Below are 18887 nucleotides of genomic sequence, written 5' to 3' on the forward strand. Positions count from 1 at the left end.
CCGCACCCCGTCGGCTCGATGAGCGCTGCGCGATTGTGTCTCATCGCGCCTCCCAGGTGACGGGAAGGCATTTCAGGCCGTTGACGAATACGCCGTTCTTCCATCGCAATGCGTCCGGATCGGCCGCGAATCGCAGTCCGGGAAAGCGCCGCACCAGGGTGCCGATGGCCACCGCCGCCTCGAGTCTTGCCAGCGACGCCCCGAGACAGAAGTGCAGGCCGAGGCCGAAACCCAGGTGCCGGTTCGGTGTCCTGGTGATGTCGAATCGGTCCGGTTCGGGAAACTGCGCGTGATCATGATGTGCAGACAGCAGCGAAGCGACGACCAGTTCCTCGGCCGGAATGACGGTGCCCCGGAACTCGACATCGGTCAGGGGAAAGGCCCCGGTGCTGTTCGCAACCGGCGGGCAGTATCGCAACACTTCCTCGATGGCCGGTTCGATGAGTTCCGGCGTGGCGCGCAGCCGCCGCAGTTCCGCTGGATGCCGCAGCAGCGCCCACACACCGTTGCCGATGAGGTTGCCCGTCGTCTCGAAACCCGCCGCGATGAGCAGGAACACCATGCTCATCAGTTCCACCGATGACAGCCGGTCGCCATGCGTCTCCGCCTCGATCAACGCACTGGTGAGATCGTCGCGGGGCCGCCTGCGGCGCAGCGCGAGAAATTCCTCGAGGTATTGCTGAAACTCGATCGCCATCCGGCGCAGCGCATCGAAGTCTCCTTCCGACGGCGGAGCAATCAGAATCCTGGTCCACTCCCGGAAGCGCTCCTGGTCTTCGATCGGAACCCCGATCAGCTCGACCAGCACGGTGATCGGCAGCCGGAAGGCCAATGCGTCGAGCAGGTCCACCGAGTCCTGGCGCTCGGCCAGGTCCAGCAGCCGCACGGTCGCTTCGGCGATGCGGGGGCGCAGTTCCGAGATCCGGCGGGGAGTGAAGGCCTTGGCCACCAATGCGCGCATCCTGGTGTGCTCCGGCGGGTCGGCGTAGAGCATGTGTTTGTCCAGCCGGTCGAATTCGGTGACCCGGAAGTACCGGGAGCGCGCCTGATCGGACAGCTTCCGCTTGTCCTTGCTGAAACGGGGATCACGGAGCAGTTCGACCACGTCGGCATAGCGGGTCACGCGCCACTCGGGCGCACCCTGGTGCGGGTTGAACAGCCGGACGATCGGCGCTTCGGCGCGCATCAGCGCCAGCGTCGGCAACGGATCGACGCGCATCTGCTCACCCCAGAGATCGAACCGGTTCATTCGGGCCGCTCCAGCACCTTGCCGACCCGGAGCCAGGTCGGTCTTCCGCTGATCTCCCGCCACCACCGCGCCAGGTTCGGCCGCGCAGTGATCAGGTCCGCGCCGTTGGAGGCGACCAGATACTGCAAATAGGGCAGCCAGGTGACCTCGGCGAGTGAGAACTCGGGGCCGGCGAGGAACTCCTGTCCGGCCAGCGTGGCGTCCGCGACGTCGAATGGTGCGGCCAGCGCAGCGCGGGCCGCGGCGATCGCGTCCTGGTCCGGGGGCGGCGGCAAAAGCGGCGCCGCGGGGCTTTCCCGGATGATCTCGTAGACCGGCCCGCCGCGGACCAGCTCCCAGACCGGGCCGCTGACATAGCTTTGCTCGATGCTGATCCACTGTTCCATCAGCCCGCGCAGCTGGAGGTGATCCGGCGTCAGCGCGGGGCCCGGCAGCCGCTGATCGAGATAGCGGATGATCGCCCGCGATTCATACAGCAGGAACCCATCGTCTTCGAGTACCGGAATCTCGCCGAAGGGCTGGCGTTCCCGGTGTTCGGGCGACTTGTCGTGTCCTTGGAGGACACTCACCTCGACCAGCTCGGCGTGTTGATCTTTCTCCGCGAGCACCATCAGCACCTTGTGCGTGCACGCGCTGGTGGCCGTCCCGTATACCTTCATCATGATCCATTTTCTCCCTGCGCAGCGAGCACCTTCAGCAAGTACCGAGTGATCGCCCGTGGAGTCGGATGATCGAAGGCCAGGGTCGCCGGCAGCGCGAGGCCAGTTCGCGCGGCCAGTTCGTGCCGCAGTTGCACCGTCATCAGCGAATCCATGCCCAGTTCCATGAACATGCCGTCGACCGGCACATCGGAAGGCGAAGCCAACTGGAGCACGGCAGCCGCGTCTGCGCGCACGGCTGACTCGATCGCGGCCTCCTGCTCGCCGTCCGGCAATTCGATCAGCTCCTCGACCCAGTGCACCGGCTCCACGGCCGCCTGTTCTCTCGGCGGTTCCGTGGCGTCGAGCCAGTAACGCCTGCGCTGCCACGGATACCGCGGCAACGACACCACCCCGCGGCGATCCCGGTAAAGGCCGGCGAAGTCCACCGGATACCCCGCGGTGTAGAGCTCGGCGACCGAGTTGAGCAGACCGTGCAGTTCCGGGCGCTCCCTGCGCAGGGTCGGTATCGCCGCTCCCCTGCCGAGACAGTTCGCGACATGGCCGGACAGCACCGGATGCGGTGCTATCTCGAGGAAAACCTGCTGCCCATCTCTGGCCGCGGCGTGCACAGCCTCGGCGAACCGGACCGGATACCGGACATTGTCCGCCCAGTAGTCCCCGGTCAATTCATTTCCGGCGATCCGGCCGCCGCGGGCCGTGCTGTACAGGGGGCACACGGTACGACCGGCTTCGACCGTGCCGAGTTCCTCCGCGAGTTCGACGGCCAGCGGCGCCATCGACGGCGAGTGGAACGCGTAGTCGACCGGTAGCCGGCGGCAGCGAACGCCTCGTCGCTGCAGCGGGTCGAGCACCACGTGCAGCTCGTCCACCGTGCCGGACAGCACGACGGACCTGTCGTCGTTGACAGCCGCCACCACGACCGAAGTGTCCATTGTCGACATCGAGGCCGCGATCTCATCCTGGCTGAGCGCGACCGACACCATCGCCCCCGAACCGTCTGCCTGGGCCATGATGCGGCCCCTCGCCACCACGATCCTGATGGCTTCCGCAAGAGTCAGCGCACCCGCGACCTGCGCGGCGGCGATCTCGCCGACACTGTGCCCGATGACCGCGTCCGGTCGAACACCCCATCTGGACAGCAGGGCGGACAGCGCGATCTGAATGGCGAACAGCGCGGGCTGGGCGATCTCCGTGCGCTGTAACCTCGACCGGTCCGGCGGCGCGGCCAGTTCCTCGAGCAGCGAGAACGACGCGTTCTGCGCGATGAGCTCATCGCATCTACCGAGCGCGGTGGCGAAGACCGGCTCAGTGGCTTGCAACTGCCGTCCCATGCCGATCCACTGCGCGCCCTGTCCGGAGAAGACATAGGTGAGCGCGGGCGGTGCGCCGACTCGGGCCGCGGTGACACCATCCCGCGCCAAGGCGCGCAGCTTCTCGGCCAGCTCGGTTGCGGACTCGCCGACCACCGCGATCCGCCGCTCATGATGATCACGCCGGGCGCCCGCGGTGTAGGCGATGTCGTGCGGATCGCTCTGCCGCTCGAGGACACTCGCGTGTGCCGAAGCCAGCTCGGTCAGTGCCGCCCGGCTTCGTGCCGACAGCGGAAGCAGAATCGGTCCGGCGTGCGGTGGCACCTGCTCGGCGGTGGGCGCTTCGGCGACGACGACATGCGCGTTGGTGCCGCTCATGCCGAACGAGCTGACGCCGGCGATCCGTGGCCGCTCGCCTTCGGGCCACGCGATGGCCGTCTTCGGTATCACGAATGGTGTTCCGGTCAGGGAAATCCGCGGATTCAGAGTGCTGAAGTGCAGGTTGCGGGGGATCTCCGCGTGCCGCAAGACCAGCACCGCCTTGATCAGTCCAGCGATACCGGCGGCGGCCTCGAGATGCCCGATGTTGGTCTTGACCGCGCCGAGCACACAACCGCCGCTGTCCGGATCCGACTCGCCGAAAACCTCGGTCAAGGCCTCGATCTCCACGGGGTCCCCGAGCGCGGTTCCGGTGCCGTGGGTCTCCACGTATCCGATGTCGCCAGGGCGCACGCGCGCATCGGCGAACGCCTGACGCAGCATGTCCTGCTGCGCCAGTGGATTCGGCGCGGTCAGTCCGGCCGAGCGACCGTCCGAGTTCATCGAGGAACCCCGCAGCACGCCGAGCACCCGATCACCGTCGGCCAGCGCGTCGGACAGCTTCTTCAGCACCACGATTCCGCAACCCTCGCCCCGGACGAACCCGTTCGCGCGCGCGTCGAACGTGCGGCAGCGGCCGTCCGGTGACAGCGCCTGCAGATCCGCGACCATCTCGGTCACCGAGTCGTCGAGAACGAGGTTCACCCCGCCGGCCAGCGCGAGCGAGCTCTCCCCTGTTCGCAGGCTCCGGATCGCCAGGTGCACCGCGACCAGCGACGACGAGCACGCGGTATCCACCGACAGACTCGGCCCGCGCAGCCCGAGCAGGTACGACAACCGGCCTGCGCCGAAACTGTGGGCTGTTCCAGTGCCCGCGTACCCGCCCATAGCGCCGGATCGGGCGCTGAGCAGCAGGTAGTCGTTGCCGCTCATACCGACGAACACGCCGGTTCTGCTGCCGGCCAGCCGCTCGGTCACCACTCCGGCGTCTTCCAGCGCCTCCCATGCGACTTCGAGCAGCAGCCGGTGCTGCGGGTCCAGCGCAGCGGCCTCTCTCGGCGAGATCCCGAAGAACGCCGCGTCGAAACCGTCCACAGCGGACAGAAAGGCCCCTGTTCTCGCGGCATCCGCGGTGGCGCGGGCTGATCGCTCGGAGACTGCGTCGACGCCGTCGGAAAGCAGTGTCCAGAATGATTCCGGGTCATCGGCGCCGCCGGGGAAGCGGCAACCCATGCCGATCACCGCGACAGGTTCGGTGTGCAGCCGCGTCAGCCGCGCGACCTCGGCCTCCAGACTGCGCAGCGCGGACGCGGCTTTGACAAGACGTGAGCGGTAGCCTTCCTCGTCGACGAGGGTCACGGCAGCTCCCCGCTTTCGAGCCGGTCGATCGAACCATCGATCTGCGCGAGAAGGTCGTCTATGGCCAGGTCGTCGAACTCGTCGGTGGCCGCCTGCGGCTCTGCCATGCCGAGCACGCCGAGTAGCTGTTCGGTCAGTGCTCGCACCGTCGGCGCGGCGTACAGCAGCGTCGCGGACAGCCGGACGCCCAGCGCCGACTCCAGCCGGTTCCGGAGTTCGAGCGCCATCAGCGAGTCGACTCCCGCGGCAGTCAGCGGCGCCTTCCGGTCGATGAGAGCGGCGTCGAGGTGCAGGATCTGGCCGAGTTGCTCAGTCACGACGGCGTCGATCAAGCTCGGGCGTTCGGCAGGGGTGGCCGCACGCAGCCGGTCTGCGAACCAAGGAGCCGATGGCACCCTGCCGCTCTCCCCGCCGTCGTCAGGGAGTTCCGCGAACAGCGACGCACCGGCCGAAGCCGGGTAGAACGCCAGCCACTGTCGGAGATCGAGATCGGCCGCCGCGATCTGACTGGTGCTGCCACTCAGCAGCCGACCGAGGATGTCCATGCCTTGCTCGGGGGTCAGGGTGCCGACCCCCCGATGCGCGAGGCGCTCCCCTTCCGCGTTCCGTCCTGCCATGATGCCTTCCTGCGAGTACAACCCCCAGTCCACGCACAATGCCGTCAGGCCACCGTGTTCCCGATGCCGCGCGAGCGCGCCGAGGAATGCGTTGGCGGCCGCGTAGTTGGCCTGTCCCGGTGAGCCGAGCAGGGCCGCGGCCGACGAGTACATCACGAAGAACTCCAACTCTCGGTCGCCGGTCAGCTCATGCAGATTCCATGCGCCCCGCATCTTGGGTGCCAGCACGCGGTCGTACCGTTCAGCGTCCAGTTCCAGAATGGTTCGATCGTCGAGCACCATGGCCGCGTGCAGCACTCCACGCAGTGGCGGCATCCGCTCGTCGATATCCGAGAGCACCCGGGCGACGTCCTGGCGCCGGGCCACGTCCGCCCGCGCGACCACGACCTCGACGCCGTCCCTCCTGAGCTCAGCGATCCTGGCCTGCACGTCCGGAGCCGGATCGTGCCGTCCGGCCAGCACGAGGTGCCGCGCCCCGCGCGCGGCAAGCCAGGCCGCCAGGCCGATGCCGAGCCCGCCGAGCCCGCCGCTGATCAGGTATGTCCCCCCGCTGAGGGTCAGCTCGGCGTTTCCGGTCTCGAACGAGGCCCGTACCAGCCTGGCCAGGTTCCGCCCTTCCTCGCGTAACGCGACCTCGTCTTCGCCGTCCGCCCCGACCAGCTCGGGGAGGAGTTCTGCAGCGGAACGGCTTCGCGCCCATCCCGATTGGAGGTCGACCCGCGTGCACTCCAGTTCGGGATGTTCGACGCTCAATGTCCTTGCCAGACCCCACAACGGCGCTTGCGACACCGCGACCGGTTCGCGGCCCACCTGCTGCGCTCCCTTGGTGACCAGAAACAGCCGGGGCTGGTCCCGCAGGCGAAGGCGAACGAGCGCGCGGACCAGGCGCACCGTGCTGAGGCCGGTGATCTGCTGATCGGCGGTCAGCGTGTCGGCGGTGACGTGTTCGGTACCGGTGGTGTCCAAGCTCCACAGGTGCACCACCCCGACGCAGGCCCGCCCACCGTCGGCGACGTTGTCGAGCAGCGCGCTCCACGCATCGTCGTCGGCGATATCGATGTCCTCCTTGTCGAGCAGTACGCAGGTCTGGCCACGCTGTTCGAGCAGCGTGGCCAGCGACGTGCCGACACCGGTGGAATCGGTGAGCACCAGCCAGGTCCCGACAGCCCTTTCACCGGGATCCGGTGCCACGAGCCGTTCCCCCACACGCCATGTCACCTGGTAGAGCCAGTCCCGGTAGGGCTCTGCTTCGGCAGGTCTTGCCACCGTGAGCCCCTCGACCTCGACCAGCACCGTTCCGTCCTCGTCGAGGACCAACAGATCCCCACTGTCCTCGGTGGACCGTGCGCGCGCGTGTACCCACACGCGGCCACCGGGTGGCCGGTGGACGCGGAGCCGGTCGATCCGCACCGGTATGACCCCGCCGGTCGCCCGTCGGTCGAGCAGCACACCCCCGAGTACCTGGAAGCAGGCGTCCAGCAGCGCCGGGTGGCAGACATATCCCGAGGGCGACCCGGCCAGCTCGACCAACGCAACGCCCTCACCGTCACCGGCCCAGATCCGTTGCACACCACGGAAAGCCGGGCCGTAGCCGATGGTTCGCCTGGCATACCGTTCGTAGTGCTCGGCCACGGCGACCTCGGTGCGGCACCGGTCCCGCACCGACGATGGCGGCTCGGCCGTCGGTGGCCCGTCGTCGCTCACACGAACCGTTCCGTGCGCGCACGGAACCCACGGCTCGTCTCTCGTCGCTCGGCCGTAGACCTGAAAACGGCCGGAGTCGTCGATGAACTGGACGTGTCCGGAGCCGTCCTTCCCGAGAATCGCCATCCGGTCGAATGCGAGCTCCTCCAGCGCCGACGATCGCCCGAACGCACCGAGCGCCATCTCCACGTAGCCCGACGCCGGGAACACCACCACGCCGTCCACCGTATGGTCGGCCAGATACGGCAGATCCAGTTCGCGCTCCCAGATCCGGGTGCCCGGCGAGGTCGCCGGGCTGACCGGCTCACCGAGCAATGGATGCCCATGATCGGCGCGGGGACCCGGAACTCGGTCCACCCAGTGCCGCTCGCGCCGCCACGGGTAAGCAGGCAGCGGCACGCAGCGCCCGCCCCTCGGGTGGAGCGCGGACCAGTCCACCTGGCGGCCCCGGACATACAGCGCCGCAAGCGATTCGAGAAACACCGCGCGCTCGTCCTGTTCGCGCCGCCCGGACGGAACGGCCGTGCCCCCGTCCTCTTCGATCGAGGGCAGCAGGATCGGGTGCGGGCTCAGCTCGACGAATACCGTGCGCCCCTGCGCCATGCAGTCACGGACCGTCTCCGAGAACAGCACGGGTTCACGAAGGTTGCGTATCCAGTACGCGGTATCCAGCTCGGCCGCGGCACAGACCTTTCCGAGCACAGTGGACCACATCGGCACCGCGGCGGCCTCCGGTGTCAGCGTACCGAGCAGGCGACTCAGCTCATCGGTGATGGCGTCGACTTGCGGGCTGTGCGCGGCGACCTCGACCTTGATCCGACGACAGAACACCCCCGCACCGGCCAGCTCGGCCAGGAGTTCCTCCAGCGCGTCCGGGTCGCCGGAGAGCACGGTCGAGCGTGCGCTGTTGCTCGCCGCGATCGACACCCGATCGACGAATCCGGACAGCACCGCGCGCGCCGCCGCTATCGGCAGATCCACCAGTGCCATCGCACCGCGCCCGGCCAGTCCGCGCAGCAACCGACTGCGGCGGCAGATGATCCGCGCCGCGTCGGCCAGGGTGAGCGCGCCGGCCACATGCGCGGCGGCGACCTCACCCATGCTGTGGCCGATGACAGCGTCCGGCTCGATGCCCTTCGACTGCCACAGAGCGGCCAAGGCGACCTCGATCGCGAACAGCACCGGCTGCACGATATCGACCCGGTCCAGCCGAGACCTGGACGGCTCGGCGGTCAATTCAGCAAGAACCGACCATCCGGTCTCGTTCCGGATCGCGTCGTCGCACGCCTCGATGGCCATGCGGAATGCGGGCTCACCGGCGAGCAGTGCGCGTCCCATACCGAGCCATTGCGAGCCCTGGCCGGGAAACACGAACACCACTCGCGGCCGTTCGCCTGGCGCGGTGCCCGGCACCAGTCGCGCAGGCCCGTCGCCCGGTAGCACCAGTGCGGCGCGGTGCTCGTGATGGTGCCTGCGGACAGCCGCGGTGTAGGCGATATCGGCGACCTCGGCCTTCCGTTCGGCGACACCGGCCAGGAAGGCGGCGACCAGATCTGCCAGCGCGCCCGCATGGCGCGCGGAGATCGGCACCAGTGCCGGTCCTGGTTCGGTCGCGTAAGGCTCGGCGTGCTCCGGCGGATCCGCGACGATGACGTGCGCGTTGGTGCCGCTGATACCGAACGAGCTGACGCCCGCCATCCGCGGCGTGCCGTCCTGTTTCGGCCACGGGACCGGTTTTTTCGGCAGTACCAGGGCGGTTCCGGTGAGGTCGATCCTGGGGTTGGCGGTGCGCAGGTGCAGGTTCGCCGGGATACGCTCCCGCTGCAGCGCGAGCACGACTTTGATCAGCCCGATGACCCCGGCCGCCGCCTCCAGATGCCCGATATTGGTCTTCAGCGCGCCGAGCACGCACCGCGAACCGTTGTCCCGCAGCCCGCCGAGCACGTCGACCAGCGCATCCACCTCGATCGGGTCGCCGAGCGGCGTTCCGGTGCCGTGTGTCTCGACATAACCGATGTCCGCCGCGTCGGCGCGAGCGCTGCGCAAGGCCTGACGCAGCAATGCCTTCTGCGCTGAGACGTTCGGCGCGGTCAGTCCGGAGGAACGGCCGTCGGAATTCACCGCGGAACCACGGATGACCGCGAGCACCGGATCGCCGTCTGCCACCGCGTCGGAAAGCCGTCTGAGGACCAGCATCCCGCAGCCCTCGCCCCGGACATAGCCGTTGGCCAGCGCGTCGAAGGTCTTGCATCGCCCGTCCTCGGACAGCGCACGGGAACTGGCCAGCATGTCGGTCATGTCTCTGGCCAGCATCAGATTGACCCCGCCGGCCAGCGCCATCGTGCTCTCTCCGGATCGCAGGCTTTGGACCGCGAGATGCACGGCAACCAGCGACGACGAGCACGCCGTGTCCACGACCATGCTCGGGCCCTGAAGCCCGAGCACGTAGGACAACCGTCCCGCGGGGAACGAGTGCCCATTGCCGGTCACGGTATAGATGTCCCGCCTTCCGACGCTGAGCCGGTCGTAGTCGGTGACGACGACGCCGGCGAACACGCCGGTCCTCGAGCCGGTCAGCCGGTCGGGCCGAGCATGCCCGGCGCGTTCCAACGCCTCCCAGGCCACTTCCAGCAGCAGGCGCTGTTGCGGGTCCATCGCCTCGGCCTCCCGTGGCGCGATACCGAAGAAAGCCGCGTCGAATTTGTCCACATCGGACAGAAAACCGCCCCAGCGTGTCGGAGCTCCGGCGTCCTCGCCCGCCCACCGGTCTGGGGGGACCTCGGTGATGGCGTCGACGCCGTCGTCGAGTAGCCGCCAGAACTCGTCAGGGCTGGTGCCGCCGCCCGGCACCCGGCACCCCATGCCGATGACGGCGATCGGCTCGGTCTTCGCCAGCAGCTCCCGGTCCAGTCTTGTTTGCAAGGTCCGCATGGCCGCCAGGGCCTGCTTCACCGGCGACACCGACTCAATCATCGCGCTGTTCCTGTTCGACGAGCCGGATGCTGGCCAGCAGCATGGCCTCGGCTTCCGCGTCGGAGAGCAGATCGATGTCCGCTGCGACAGAAGACCAATCGTCCGGGTCCGGGTCCGCAGCCGGAGGTTCGGCCACCCCGAGTTCGGCCACCCCGAGTTCGACCGCGATGAACTCGGCGAGCGCGGCGATGGTGGAGTAGGTGAAGACCAGCGCGACCGACAATCGGACGCCGAGCGTGGATTCCAGCCGGTTGCGTAGCTCCACCGCCATCAGCGAGTCCATACCCATGTCCTGGAACGTCGCCTTCCGGCTCGGGCTCGCGGGATCTCGGTGCAGCGTCAGGGAAACCTGCTCGATCAGGTGCTCTTCGATCACCCCGGCCCGTTCCTGGGCGCTGGTCGCGGCCAGCCTGCCGGCGAATGCGGTGGCGATGTCCGAGGCACGGGATTCGATCTCGTCGAACAGCGGTGTCCCCGCCACGCTGGGAAACGACTCGAACCAGTGCCGGAGGTTCAGCTTCATGACCGCGAGCTGCCCGAGGTCCGCGCGCACCCCATTGTCCAATGCCCGCGCGAGACCCGCCGAGGACGCATCGGTGATGCCCTGTACCGCCATACCATCCTGCGCGAGATTCAGGCTCAATGCCCGCAGGCCGATGGCGCGGCGATGGTGTGCGATCGCGTCCAGCCGCGCGCTTCCCATCGGGTCGCCCAGGCACCCGAACAACGAGGCGACCGATGAGCAGAGCACGAAGAGATCGAGTGTGCGATCGAGCGTGTGCTGATGCCAGCGCCACGCGCTGTCGTCGCCCCCGGCGTGGATGAGTCCGCGCACGGTGCCCGCGGCGGCCTCGATCGCGGCGATCAGCCTGATCATCTCGCGGTCGTCGGTAACGCAGGTGTCGATGGTCAGGACCCGTGCCCCAGGAAAGCTGATCGGCCCGACGGCACCGGTCCGGTCCAGGATCACGACGTTGCGCGCACCGCGGTCGGTCATCCACCCGGCGAACGACTCCGCGAGTGCTGCGTCCTCGCAGACGATCACGTATGAGCCGTCGGGCCGCAACGTCGCTGCCCGCTCACGGACATCCGGCACGCGGATCAGCCTGGCCACGAACCGGCCACCGGGGCGAAGGGCGATATCGGTCTCCCGATCGTCGCTGAGCAATTCCGACACAACCGTGGCCACCGCATCCGGTGTCGGCCGCTCGGCAAGGTCCACCCGCGTGACGCACAGCTCCGGATGGTCGAGCCCGATTTCCCTGCCGAGTCCCCACAACGCCGCCTGGTCGACATCCACCGCCGAGGTGTGCTCGCCGACCGCTTGTGCGCCACGGGTCACCAGCCACAGCCGTGGCTGATCGCGCCATCCCATTCCGGCCAGCGCGTCGGCCAGCATCCGCGCGCTCGCGCTGCCGAGACTTCCGATATGCACCACTCCGGCCGGCGCCGGTCCAGCCAGAACCGCCCGCAGGGACGCTATTCCGGTCAGGTCCGCTGTCCGCGCAGCCACCAGATCGCACTGCTTGCCCCGAGCCCGCAGCTCGTCCACGAGCTCGGCGCCGAGGCGATCCTCGCCCGCGAACACGATCCACGGCTCAACTCGGTCTCGCACCGGTTCTCGGTGGGCTCGCTCGCGCCATTCCACGGTATACAGGCAGTCCGCGACCGGATCGGGATAGTGGAGCGGCTGCAGGCGCACCTCCTCGGCTTCCACCAGTACCCGGCCGTCGTCGTCGAGCAGGTAGAGGTCGAAACCCGGCCCCGCCGGTCGGCCATGCGCCCATACCGGGCCCTCCGGCGTCCGATGCACTCGCAACCGACCGATCCCGGTCACCACGTTGCTGCCGGACGAACCGTTGCACAGGGCGATCAGCGCCTGCAGACCGGCGTCCAGCACCGAGGGATGGATGCGGTAATCGGTGCCTCGTCGGTGTGCCTGCTCCGGCGGCACGAGCAGGGCCAGCACTTCGTCCTGGCCGAACCACAGCTCCGAGACCCCACGAAGGTGCTCTCCGATGTCCAGCCCCGCCCCGGCCAGCGCGCGGTAGTGCACGGTCCCGTCCCTGTGTTCGGTGCAGCGGTGCCGGATCAGTGCGGGCTCCTCGCGCATATCCGGATTGCCGGTGTCCGGGCCGACGGTGGCCAGCGCATGCCGTACCCAGTCCGGACCGTGGTGGCTGAATACCTGGAAGAGTTCATCCCGCGTGCTGATCACTGCCTGGGTCGCGGGTAGCACTGCCTCGGAAATTTCCAGCATTCGCTCGAACGCCAGATCAGTAACGGCGATGTCCTCTGTTCCGTACGCTTCGGCGCCCGAAGCCAGTGCCATTTCGGCGAAAATGGCCGCCGAGAGCACGGTGTTCCCGCGCACCGTGAGGTCAGTGAGATACGGCAGCCTTGCCGGGTCCAGCGCGCGTTGCCAGTAGCGGGTTCCGTGCTCTACCGCCGAGACCAAGCCCGCGCCGAGCAGCGGATGGCTCCCGTCAGCGCCGGAGGGCGCGGTGCGCCGGTCGGCCGCGAGCCAGTACCGCTTCCGCTGCCATGGGTAAGCGGGCAACGAAACGACCCGGCCGGTATCGAGTAGCCGATCGAAGTTCGGCAAGCAGCCACCGGCGTACAGTGCGCCGACCGCGCGGCGCAGCGCGGACCGTTCGTCCACGCCTCTGCGCAGCGAACCGATGGCGTGACCATCGATCGGGTGGGCGGCAAGGCATCGCTGGATGTTCTCCAGCAGAACCGGATGCGGCCCGATCTCCACGAAAACCCGGTACCCATCGGAGATCGCGCCGTTCATCGCATCCGCGAACCGCACGGTTTCGCGCACGTTTCGCACCCAGTAGTCCGCATCGAATCGCTGATCATCAACGAGCTTCCCGGAAACCGTGCTGTAGACGGGCAACCGGCTCGGCCCCGGAGCAAGCAGGCCGAGCGCCTGAGACAATTCGTGCCCGGCCGCGTCCATCCGCGCACTGTGGAACGCGTAGCCGACCCGGAGCTCACGGCACGCGGCCCCATCGCGGCGCAGCCGTCCGAGCAAGTCGGCCAGTGCGGTGGCGTCGCCGGAAACGACGGCCGAATCGGGGTCGTTGATCGCACCGATCGTGAGCTCACCTCGGTACCCGCTCAGCAGGTCGCGCACCCGCTCAGCGGGCAGTTCCACCGAAGCCATCCCGCCTTCCCCTGCCGTGGCCTGCATCAACCGTCCCCGGTGGTACACCACCTCGACCGCTTCGGCGAGGGACAGCGATCCGGCCAGGTACGCGGCGGTGACTTCACCGACGCTGTGGCCGATCAGCGCGTCCGGGGCAAGTCCCCATGCCTGCCACAGCCACGCGATCCCCACTTGGATCGCGAACAGCGCCGGTTGCGCGACCGCGGTCTCATCGAGGCGACTGCGCTCCGGGGGCGCGGTCAGCTCGGCCGTCAGCGACCACCCGGTCAGCGGCCGTAGCCATTTCTCGCATTCCTCGACCGCGGCGCGAAACACCGGTTCGGCACGCAACAGGTTCCGACCCATTCCGGCCCATTGCGAACCTTGGCCGGAGCACACAAACACGATCCCTCGCGGCTCGCCATGCTCCACGCTGCCCATCCACGTGTTGCCGGGCATAGTGCCGGCAACCGTCGCACGCAACGAATCGGCCAGCTCCTTCGAAGACGAACCGGTCGCCGCGAGCCGGTGTTCGTGGTGGTCCCGCCGTACCGCGGCCGTGTAGCACAGGTCGCGTAGCGCGACGTCGTTGCCACTGCTGAGCTCGCGCGCCATCGTGGTCGCCGATGCCAGCAGGGAATCGTGCGAGCGGGCGGAAAGCACCAGCAACTCCGTCCGGCACTGGTCCGGCGGCGGCTGGGCGGCGCCCAGCGTGTACAGCACGCCCAGTGAGTCGATCAAGGTCGAGCGGTCGCGGTCCGCACGGCGCAATGTCGGCAGCGCCGTGCCGCCGTGCTGCTCGACCACCGACGTAAGAATCGGATGCGGGTCGACGTCAACGAAGATCTGGCGGCCCCCGGCGAGCAGGTGTTCCATCACGGTGTCGAATCGCCATGGTTCGCGTTCGGTGCGCACCCAGTGCTCGGCATCGAGCAGCGCGCCCTTCATCTGTGCCCCCGTGGCCGAGGAATAGAACGGTATTCGGGTCTCTCCGGGCCGCAGATCGGCGAGCGCGGCCCGCAGGCCAGGCAGCACCGAGTCGACGTAGGGACTGTGCGAGGCGTAATCGACCCTGATCCGCGCCGACGCGACCGATCGCGCGGCGAGTTCGTCCCGTATCGCCTGGATAGCTGCTCGATCGCCGGAGATCACCGTGCTTCCCGGGCTCGCGCTGCCCGCGACCCATACGTCACCGCCGTGCCGGGACAGCAGCTCGTTCGTGTCTTCGGTGGACAGGTCGAGAACGGCCATGCCGCCGTGACCGGACAGTCCGGCGGCGATCGCGCTGCGCCTGCACATGATCAACGCGGCGTCGTCGAGGCTGATCGCTCCGGCGACGTGCGCGGCGGCGACTTCACCCATGCTCATTCCAGCGACGGCGTCCGGCTCGACTCCCTGTGATCGCCACAGGTCGGTCAGCGCGAGCTGCATCGCGAAGATCGCAGGCTGGGCCAGCTCGGTACGCTCGATCCAGCTCTCGTCGGCCGCGGTCAGCAGCCGGGTAAGGGACCAGTCGACGTGCCTGCGCAGCGCGGTCTCGCACCGCGTGATCGCCGACCGGAACGCGGGCTCACGCAGCAATCGCGCACCCATCCCTGTCCACTGCGCGCCCTGACCGCCGAACAGAAACGTGATCGTCGCCCGTTCGCCGTCGACCTTTCCGGCACTGATTCCGGCTCCGGCGTGGCCGCTGAGGAATTTCTCCGCGCCCGAGGCGAGATCGTCGTGGTCGCGAACGGATAGCGCGAGCCGGTGCGAGCCGTCCGCCTTCGCCGACGCGGTGGCGCACAACCGGGAGATCGGGCGCCGGTCCCGAGTGATCGCCAGCTCCCGCACCGCGGCACGGAGGCCGTCTTCGGTGTCCGCGGTAAGAGGCAGCAGGTGGACCGGAGCGTCCTCGCCGCTCTCGAGGACCACATGGCAGTTCGTGCCGCCGAAACCGAACGCGCTCACCCCGGCGACGAGGCGACCGGCCGCATCGCCTCGCCATTCCTCCGACCGCGAAGGCACCCGTAGACCCCATTCGTCGAACGGGATATGTGGGTTGGCCTCCTCGAACTGACCGCATGGCGGCACGGTGCGATGCCGCATCGCCAGCAGTACCTTGATCAGCCCGGCGATCCCGGCCGCCGCTTCGAGATGCCCGATCGCGCTTTTGACCGAACCTATCGGCAGCAGCTGGTCGCGAGCCCGGCCCTCGCCGAGCACCGCGCCAAGCGCGCTTGCCTCGATCGGGTCACCGAGCGCCGTTCCTGTCCCGTGCGCCTCGACGTATCCGACGTCGGACGGCGCGACTCCCGCTCGGCGATAAGCGGTGCGCAGCAAGGATTCCTGAGCCAGCGGGCTCGGCGCGGTCAGGCCATTACTGAACCCGTCGTGGTTCACCGCGCTGCCCCTGAGCACGCCATGAATCGGATCGCCGTCGGCGAGTGCCCGGTCGAGCGGCTTCAGCACGATCATCCCGGCACCTTCGCCGCGACCGTATCCATCGGCACGCGCGTCGAACGCCTTCGACCGCCCGTCCGGTGCCAGCGCGCCGAGCCGGACCAGCGCGTGCACCGTGTCCGGCGCAAGCATCAGGCTGACTCCACCGGCGAGCGCGAGATCGCACTCGCCTTCACGCAGGCTCTGTGCCGCAAGGTGCACCGCGACCAGGGACGATGAGCATGCGGTGTTCACCTGAAGGCTCGGCCCGCGCGCACCCAACGTGTAGGACAGCCGGGCGGGAATAATGCTCGGATCGCCCCCGGCCAACGTGTGCTGGGTGACCAGGTCGGGGTCCGCCCGAATTCCTGCCCCGTACTCACTCCACATCGCACCGACGAACACTCCGGTCCGGCTGCCCCCGAGACTGCGAGGCGGAATGCCCGCGTCATCGAGAGCTTCCTGCATCAGTTCGAGCATGAGCCGTTGCTGCGGGTCTACGTGCGGAGCCTCCCGGGGAGAGATACCGAAGAACTCCGGGTCGAACTCGTCGACCCGGTCGAGGAACCCGCCGCGCGGCGGACCCTCTCCTGCCCATCGACCGTCCGGCGGTTCGGTGAGCGCGTCCGCACCCGAGCTGAGTAATCGCCAGAATGCCGTCGCGTCGGGAGCGCCGGGGAACCGGCATGACAGACCGACGATCGCGATCGGCTGCTCCTGACCTGGCGATTCGTGCTGCGCCGATGGCGTCGATCCGGCTCCGGTGAGCCGACCTGCCAATGCGACCGGCGTCGGATGCGCCCATAACAAGACAGGCGACACCGGATGGCCGCCTACCTCACTCAATTCGTCGGCGAGCGCCGTCAACGCCAGTGAATCGAGCCCATAGCGGGTAAACGGCTCACGTCCATCGATCGCAGCGGGATCCAGCCCACTCAGTGCGGCGGTTCTGGCTATGAGCCAGTCCCGCACGGCCTCCATAGACCATGCCAGCATAGATAGGGCCACCTCCAGCAACCAACTAGATCTTGGCGTGTCGCCGGCGGCTCGCCTGAATCGGACCAGATAGTATCCCTGCCGAATTCGCCATGTAAAGGTGAAAGCCGTCTGGTCGGTTTGGGTCTGGATCTGTCGCCTTCAGTACCCGCGCCGCCAGGATCCGGGCCCTACAATCGCCGCCAGCAGTCAAAACTCTGATAGCTCACGATCATTGAGGTTTTCTCACCGGGCATGAGTGGCTACTTCCCCGATCTCGAGCAGTCCCGCGAACGACGGCGTATCCAGGTAATCGTCCCGGTTGCAGCGCAAGCGCCTTCCCGAGCCTGCGTAGGTTCGGGCAAGTGCTCCGTTACCGCAAGGTCGGTTGTTTGAGCCGTCCGGGATCCGGTGGAGACTCAGCGCCTCCAACCAGCCCAAGACGGCTCAAAGCAACCGACCGGGCATCGATGGCGCGTTGGCTAGCGCAGATGCGTTGGATGCGTTCGGATTTCAGGAGTCTCGTGACGCCGAGCGACGCTCGCCACGTTTTTGCGCGCGAGGAGCCAGCCGACGACAAGCGCAGGAACCATGATGACCACGGCCGCGATCACGGCGCCGCGCTGCACGTCATCGTCGCTGAATGCCATCAATATGACGACACCGACGAGAAACAGCAATGTCGCCACGCTCGTATAAGGCGCGCCGATCAACCGGAAAGACGGACGTTCGACAAGCCCGCGGCGCGACCGACGCCACAACTGCAACTGACACACCACGATTGCCATCCACGACGCGATGGTGCCGAGTGCTGACATGTTCAGCACGATCTCGTATGCCTCCTCCGGTACCACAGCGTTCAGCCCGACACCGATCAGCGCGATCGCGCCGGTGGCGAGAATGCCGACATAGGGCACGCCGCCCTTCGACATTCGCGACGCCACCGCCGGTGCGCTGCCGTTCATCGACATCGAGCGCAGAATGCGACCTGTCGAATACAGACCGGCGTTCAGGCTGGAGAAGGCTGCGGTCAACACGACCATGTTCATGATCGAATCGGCCCCACCGATTCCGAGTGTGGAGAAGAACGTAACGAACGGACTCTCCCCCGCTTTGAACGCCGTGTATGGCAGCAGTAGACCGAGCAGCACGAGCGATCCGACGTAGAACAGTGCGATCCGGGCGATCACGGAGTTGATCGCGCGCGGCATGATCTTCTCCGGATTCTCCGCCTCACCGGCCGCCGTGCCGACCAATTCCACTGCGGAATAAGCGAAGACGACACCTGTCGTCACTGTCACCAGCGGTAGCAGACCGACCGGGAAAAGGCCGCCGTGCTCGACGAGCACACCGACACCGGTCGGCATGCCCTGCAGTGTGGACCGGCTGGCCAAGAAGACCGTGCCGACAATCAAGAAGGCGACCAGCGCGACCACCTTGATCAGCGCGGCCCAGAACTCGAGCTCGCCGAACCACTTCACCGAGACGAGGTTGACGCTCACCACCAGCGCGAGGGCCACCAGGGCGATCAGCCACTGCGGTAGCACCTCGAACGCTCCCCAGTAATGGACATACGTGGCGATCGCGGTGATGTCCACGATTCCGCTCATGCACCAGTGGAAGAAGTACATCCACCCGACCGCGAATGCCAGCTTCTCGCCGTAGAACTCACGGGCGTAGGAGACGAATGATCCCGAGGAGGGGCGATGCAACACCAGCTCGCCGAGCGCCCGCAGGATGAAGAACACGAACACGCCACAGATGGCGTACACGATGAACAATCCGGGGCCGGCACTGGCCAAACGCCCACCCGCGCCCAGGAACAGTCCGGTGCCGATGGCGCCACCGATCGCGATCATCTGCAGCTGACGCGGCCGCAGCGACTTGTGATAACCGGCGTCCTCGGCGTACATCGCGTCTGAGGGAGCCTCCGAAAGAGGTCGATCGATTGCCACGGCCGAGACCTCTCGAGCGATGAACTATATCGTCAGGTAATGTACCGCCATTGAATGGCACGACGATCAATACTGTGAAGATTGCCGTTCTGCCGCCGCTCTGGTCACCGAAAAGCTCCTCAGCCTCGCGCTGAGCACGCCTATCTGCGGCGGGTGCTGCCTGGCCCATCCTGATCGCGGCCGGCAT

Annotated in this window: 6 protein-coding genes; all 6 read right to left on the reverse strand. The window is 67.7% G+C overall.

Features of this window, described 5'->3' with window-relative positions; translation table 11 throughout:
• Positions 1-40: 40 nt before the first annotated feature.
• Positions 41-1249, reverse strand: coding sequence for a cytochrome P450 family protein (locus OHB12_RS08550; RefSeq protein WP_327117807.1), 1209 nt, complete (start codon positions 1247-1249; stop codon positions 41-43).
• Positions 1246-1911 (reverse strand): glutathione S-transferase family protein, encoded by a 666-nt coding sequence (locus OHB12_RS08555; protein ID WP_327117809.1) that lies wholly within the window; start codon positions 1909-1911, stop codon positions 1246-1248. The genes OHB12_RS08550 and OHB12_RS08555 overlap by 4 nt, the downstream gene beginning before the upstream one ends.
• Positions 1908-4898 (reverse strand): type I polyketide synthase, encoded by a 2991-nt coding sequence (locus OHB12_RS08560; RefSeq protein ID WP_327117812.1) that lies wholly within the window; start codon positions 4896-4898, stop codon positions 1908-1910. The genes OHB12_RS08555 and OHB12_RS08560 overlap by 4 nt, the downstream gene beginning before the upstream one ends.
• Positions 4895-10192, reverse strand: a complete 5298-nt coding sequence (locus tag OHB12_RS08565) for a type I polyketide synthase (RefSeq protein WP_327117814.1) — start codon at positions 10190-10192, stop codon at positions 4895-4897. The genes OHB12_RS08560 and OHB12_RS08565 overlap by 4 nt, the downstream gene beginning before the upstream one ends.
• A complete protein-coding gene (locus tag OHB12_RS08570; RefSeq protein ID WP_327117816.1) occupies positions 10185-16766 on the reverse strand; it encodes a polyketide synthase in 6582 nt (2193 codons plus the stop codon). The genes OHB12_RS08565 and OHB12_RS08570 overlap by 8 nt, the downstream gene beginning before the upstream one ends.
• A gap of 461 nt (positions 16767-17227) precedes the next feature.
• Positions 17228-18658 carry an amino acid permease gene (locus tag OHB12_RS08575; RefSeq protein ID WP_327117818.1) on the reverse strand — a complete coding sequence of 477 codons (1431 nt, stop codon included), beginning with the start codon at positions 18656-18658 and terminating at the stop codon, positions 17228-17230.
• Between the last annotated feature and the right edge of the window lie 229 nt (positions 18659-18887).

It is taken from the genome of Nocardia sp. NBC_01730, assembly GCF_035920445.1.
Taxonomy (GTDB): domain Bacteria; phylum Actinomycetota; class Actinomycetes; order Mycobacteriales; family Mycobacteriaceae; genus Nocardia.

What these genes read in the sequence shown, in the direction of transcription:
- OHB12_RS08555 (WP_327117809.1), bottom strand. Translation starts at nt 1,911, where the DNA reads ATGATGAAGGTATACGGGACGGCCACCAGCGCGTGCACGCACAAGGTG.
- OHB12_RS08565 (WP_327117814.1), bottom strand. Translation starts at nt 10,192, where the DNA reads ATGATTGAGTCGGTGTCGCCGGTGAAGCAGGCCCTGGCGGCCATGCGG.
- OHB12_RS08575 (WP_327117818.1), bottom strand. Translation starts at nt 18,658, where the DNA reads ATGTACGCCGAGGACGCCGGTTATCACAAGTCGCTGCGGCCGCGTCAG.
- OHB12_RS08550 (WP_327117807.1), bottom strand. Translation starts at nt 1,249, where the DNA reads ATGAACCGGTTCGATCTCTGGGGTGAGCAGATGCGCGTCGATCCGTTG.
- OHB12_RS08570 (WP_327117816.1), bottom strand. Translation starts at nt 16,766, where the DNA reads ATGCTGGCATGGTCTATGGAGGCCGTGCGGGACTGGCTCATAGCCAGA.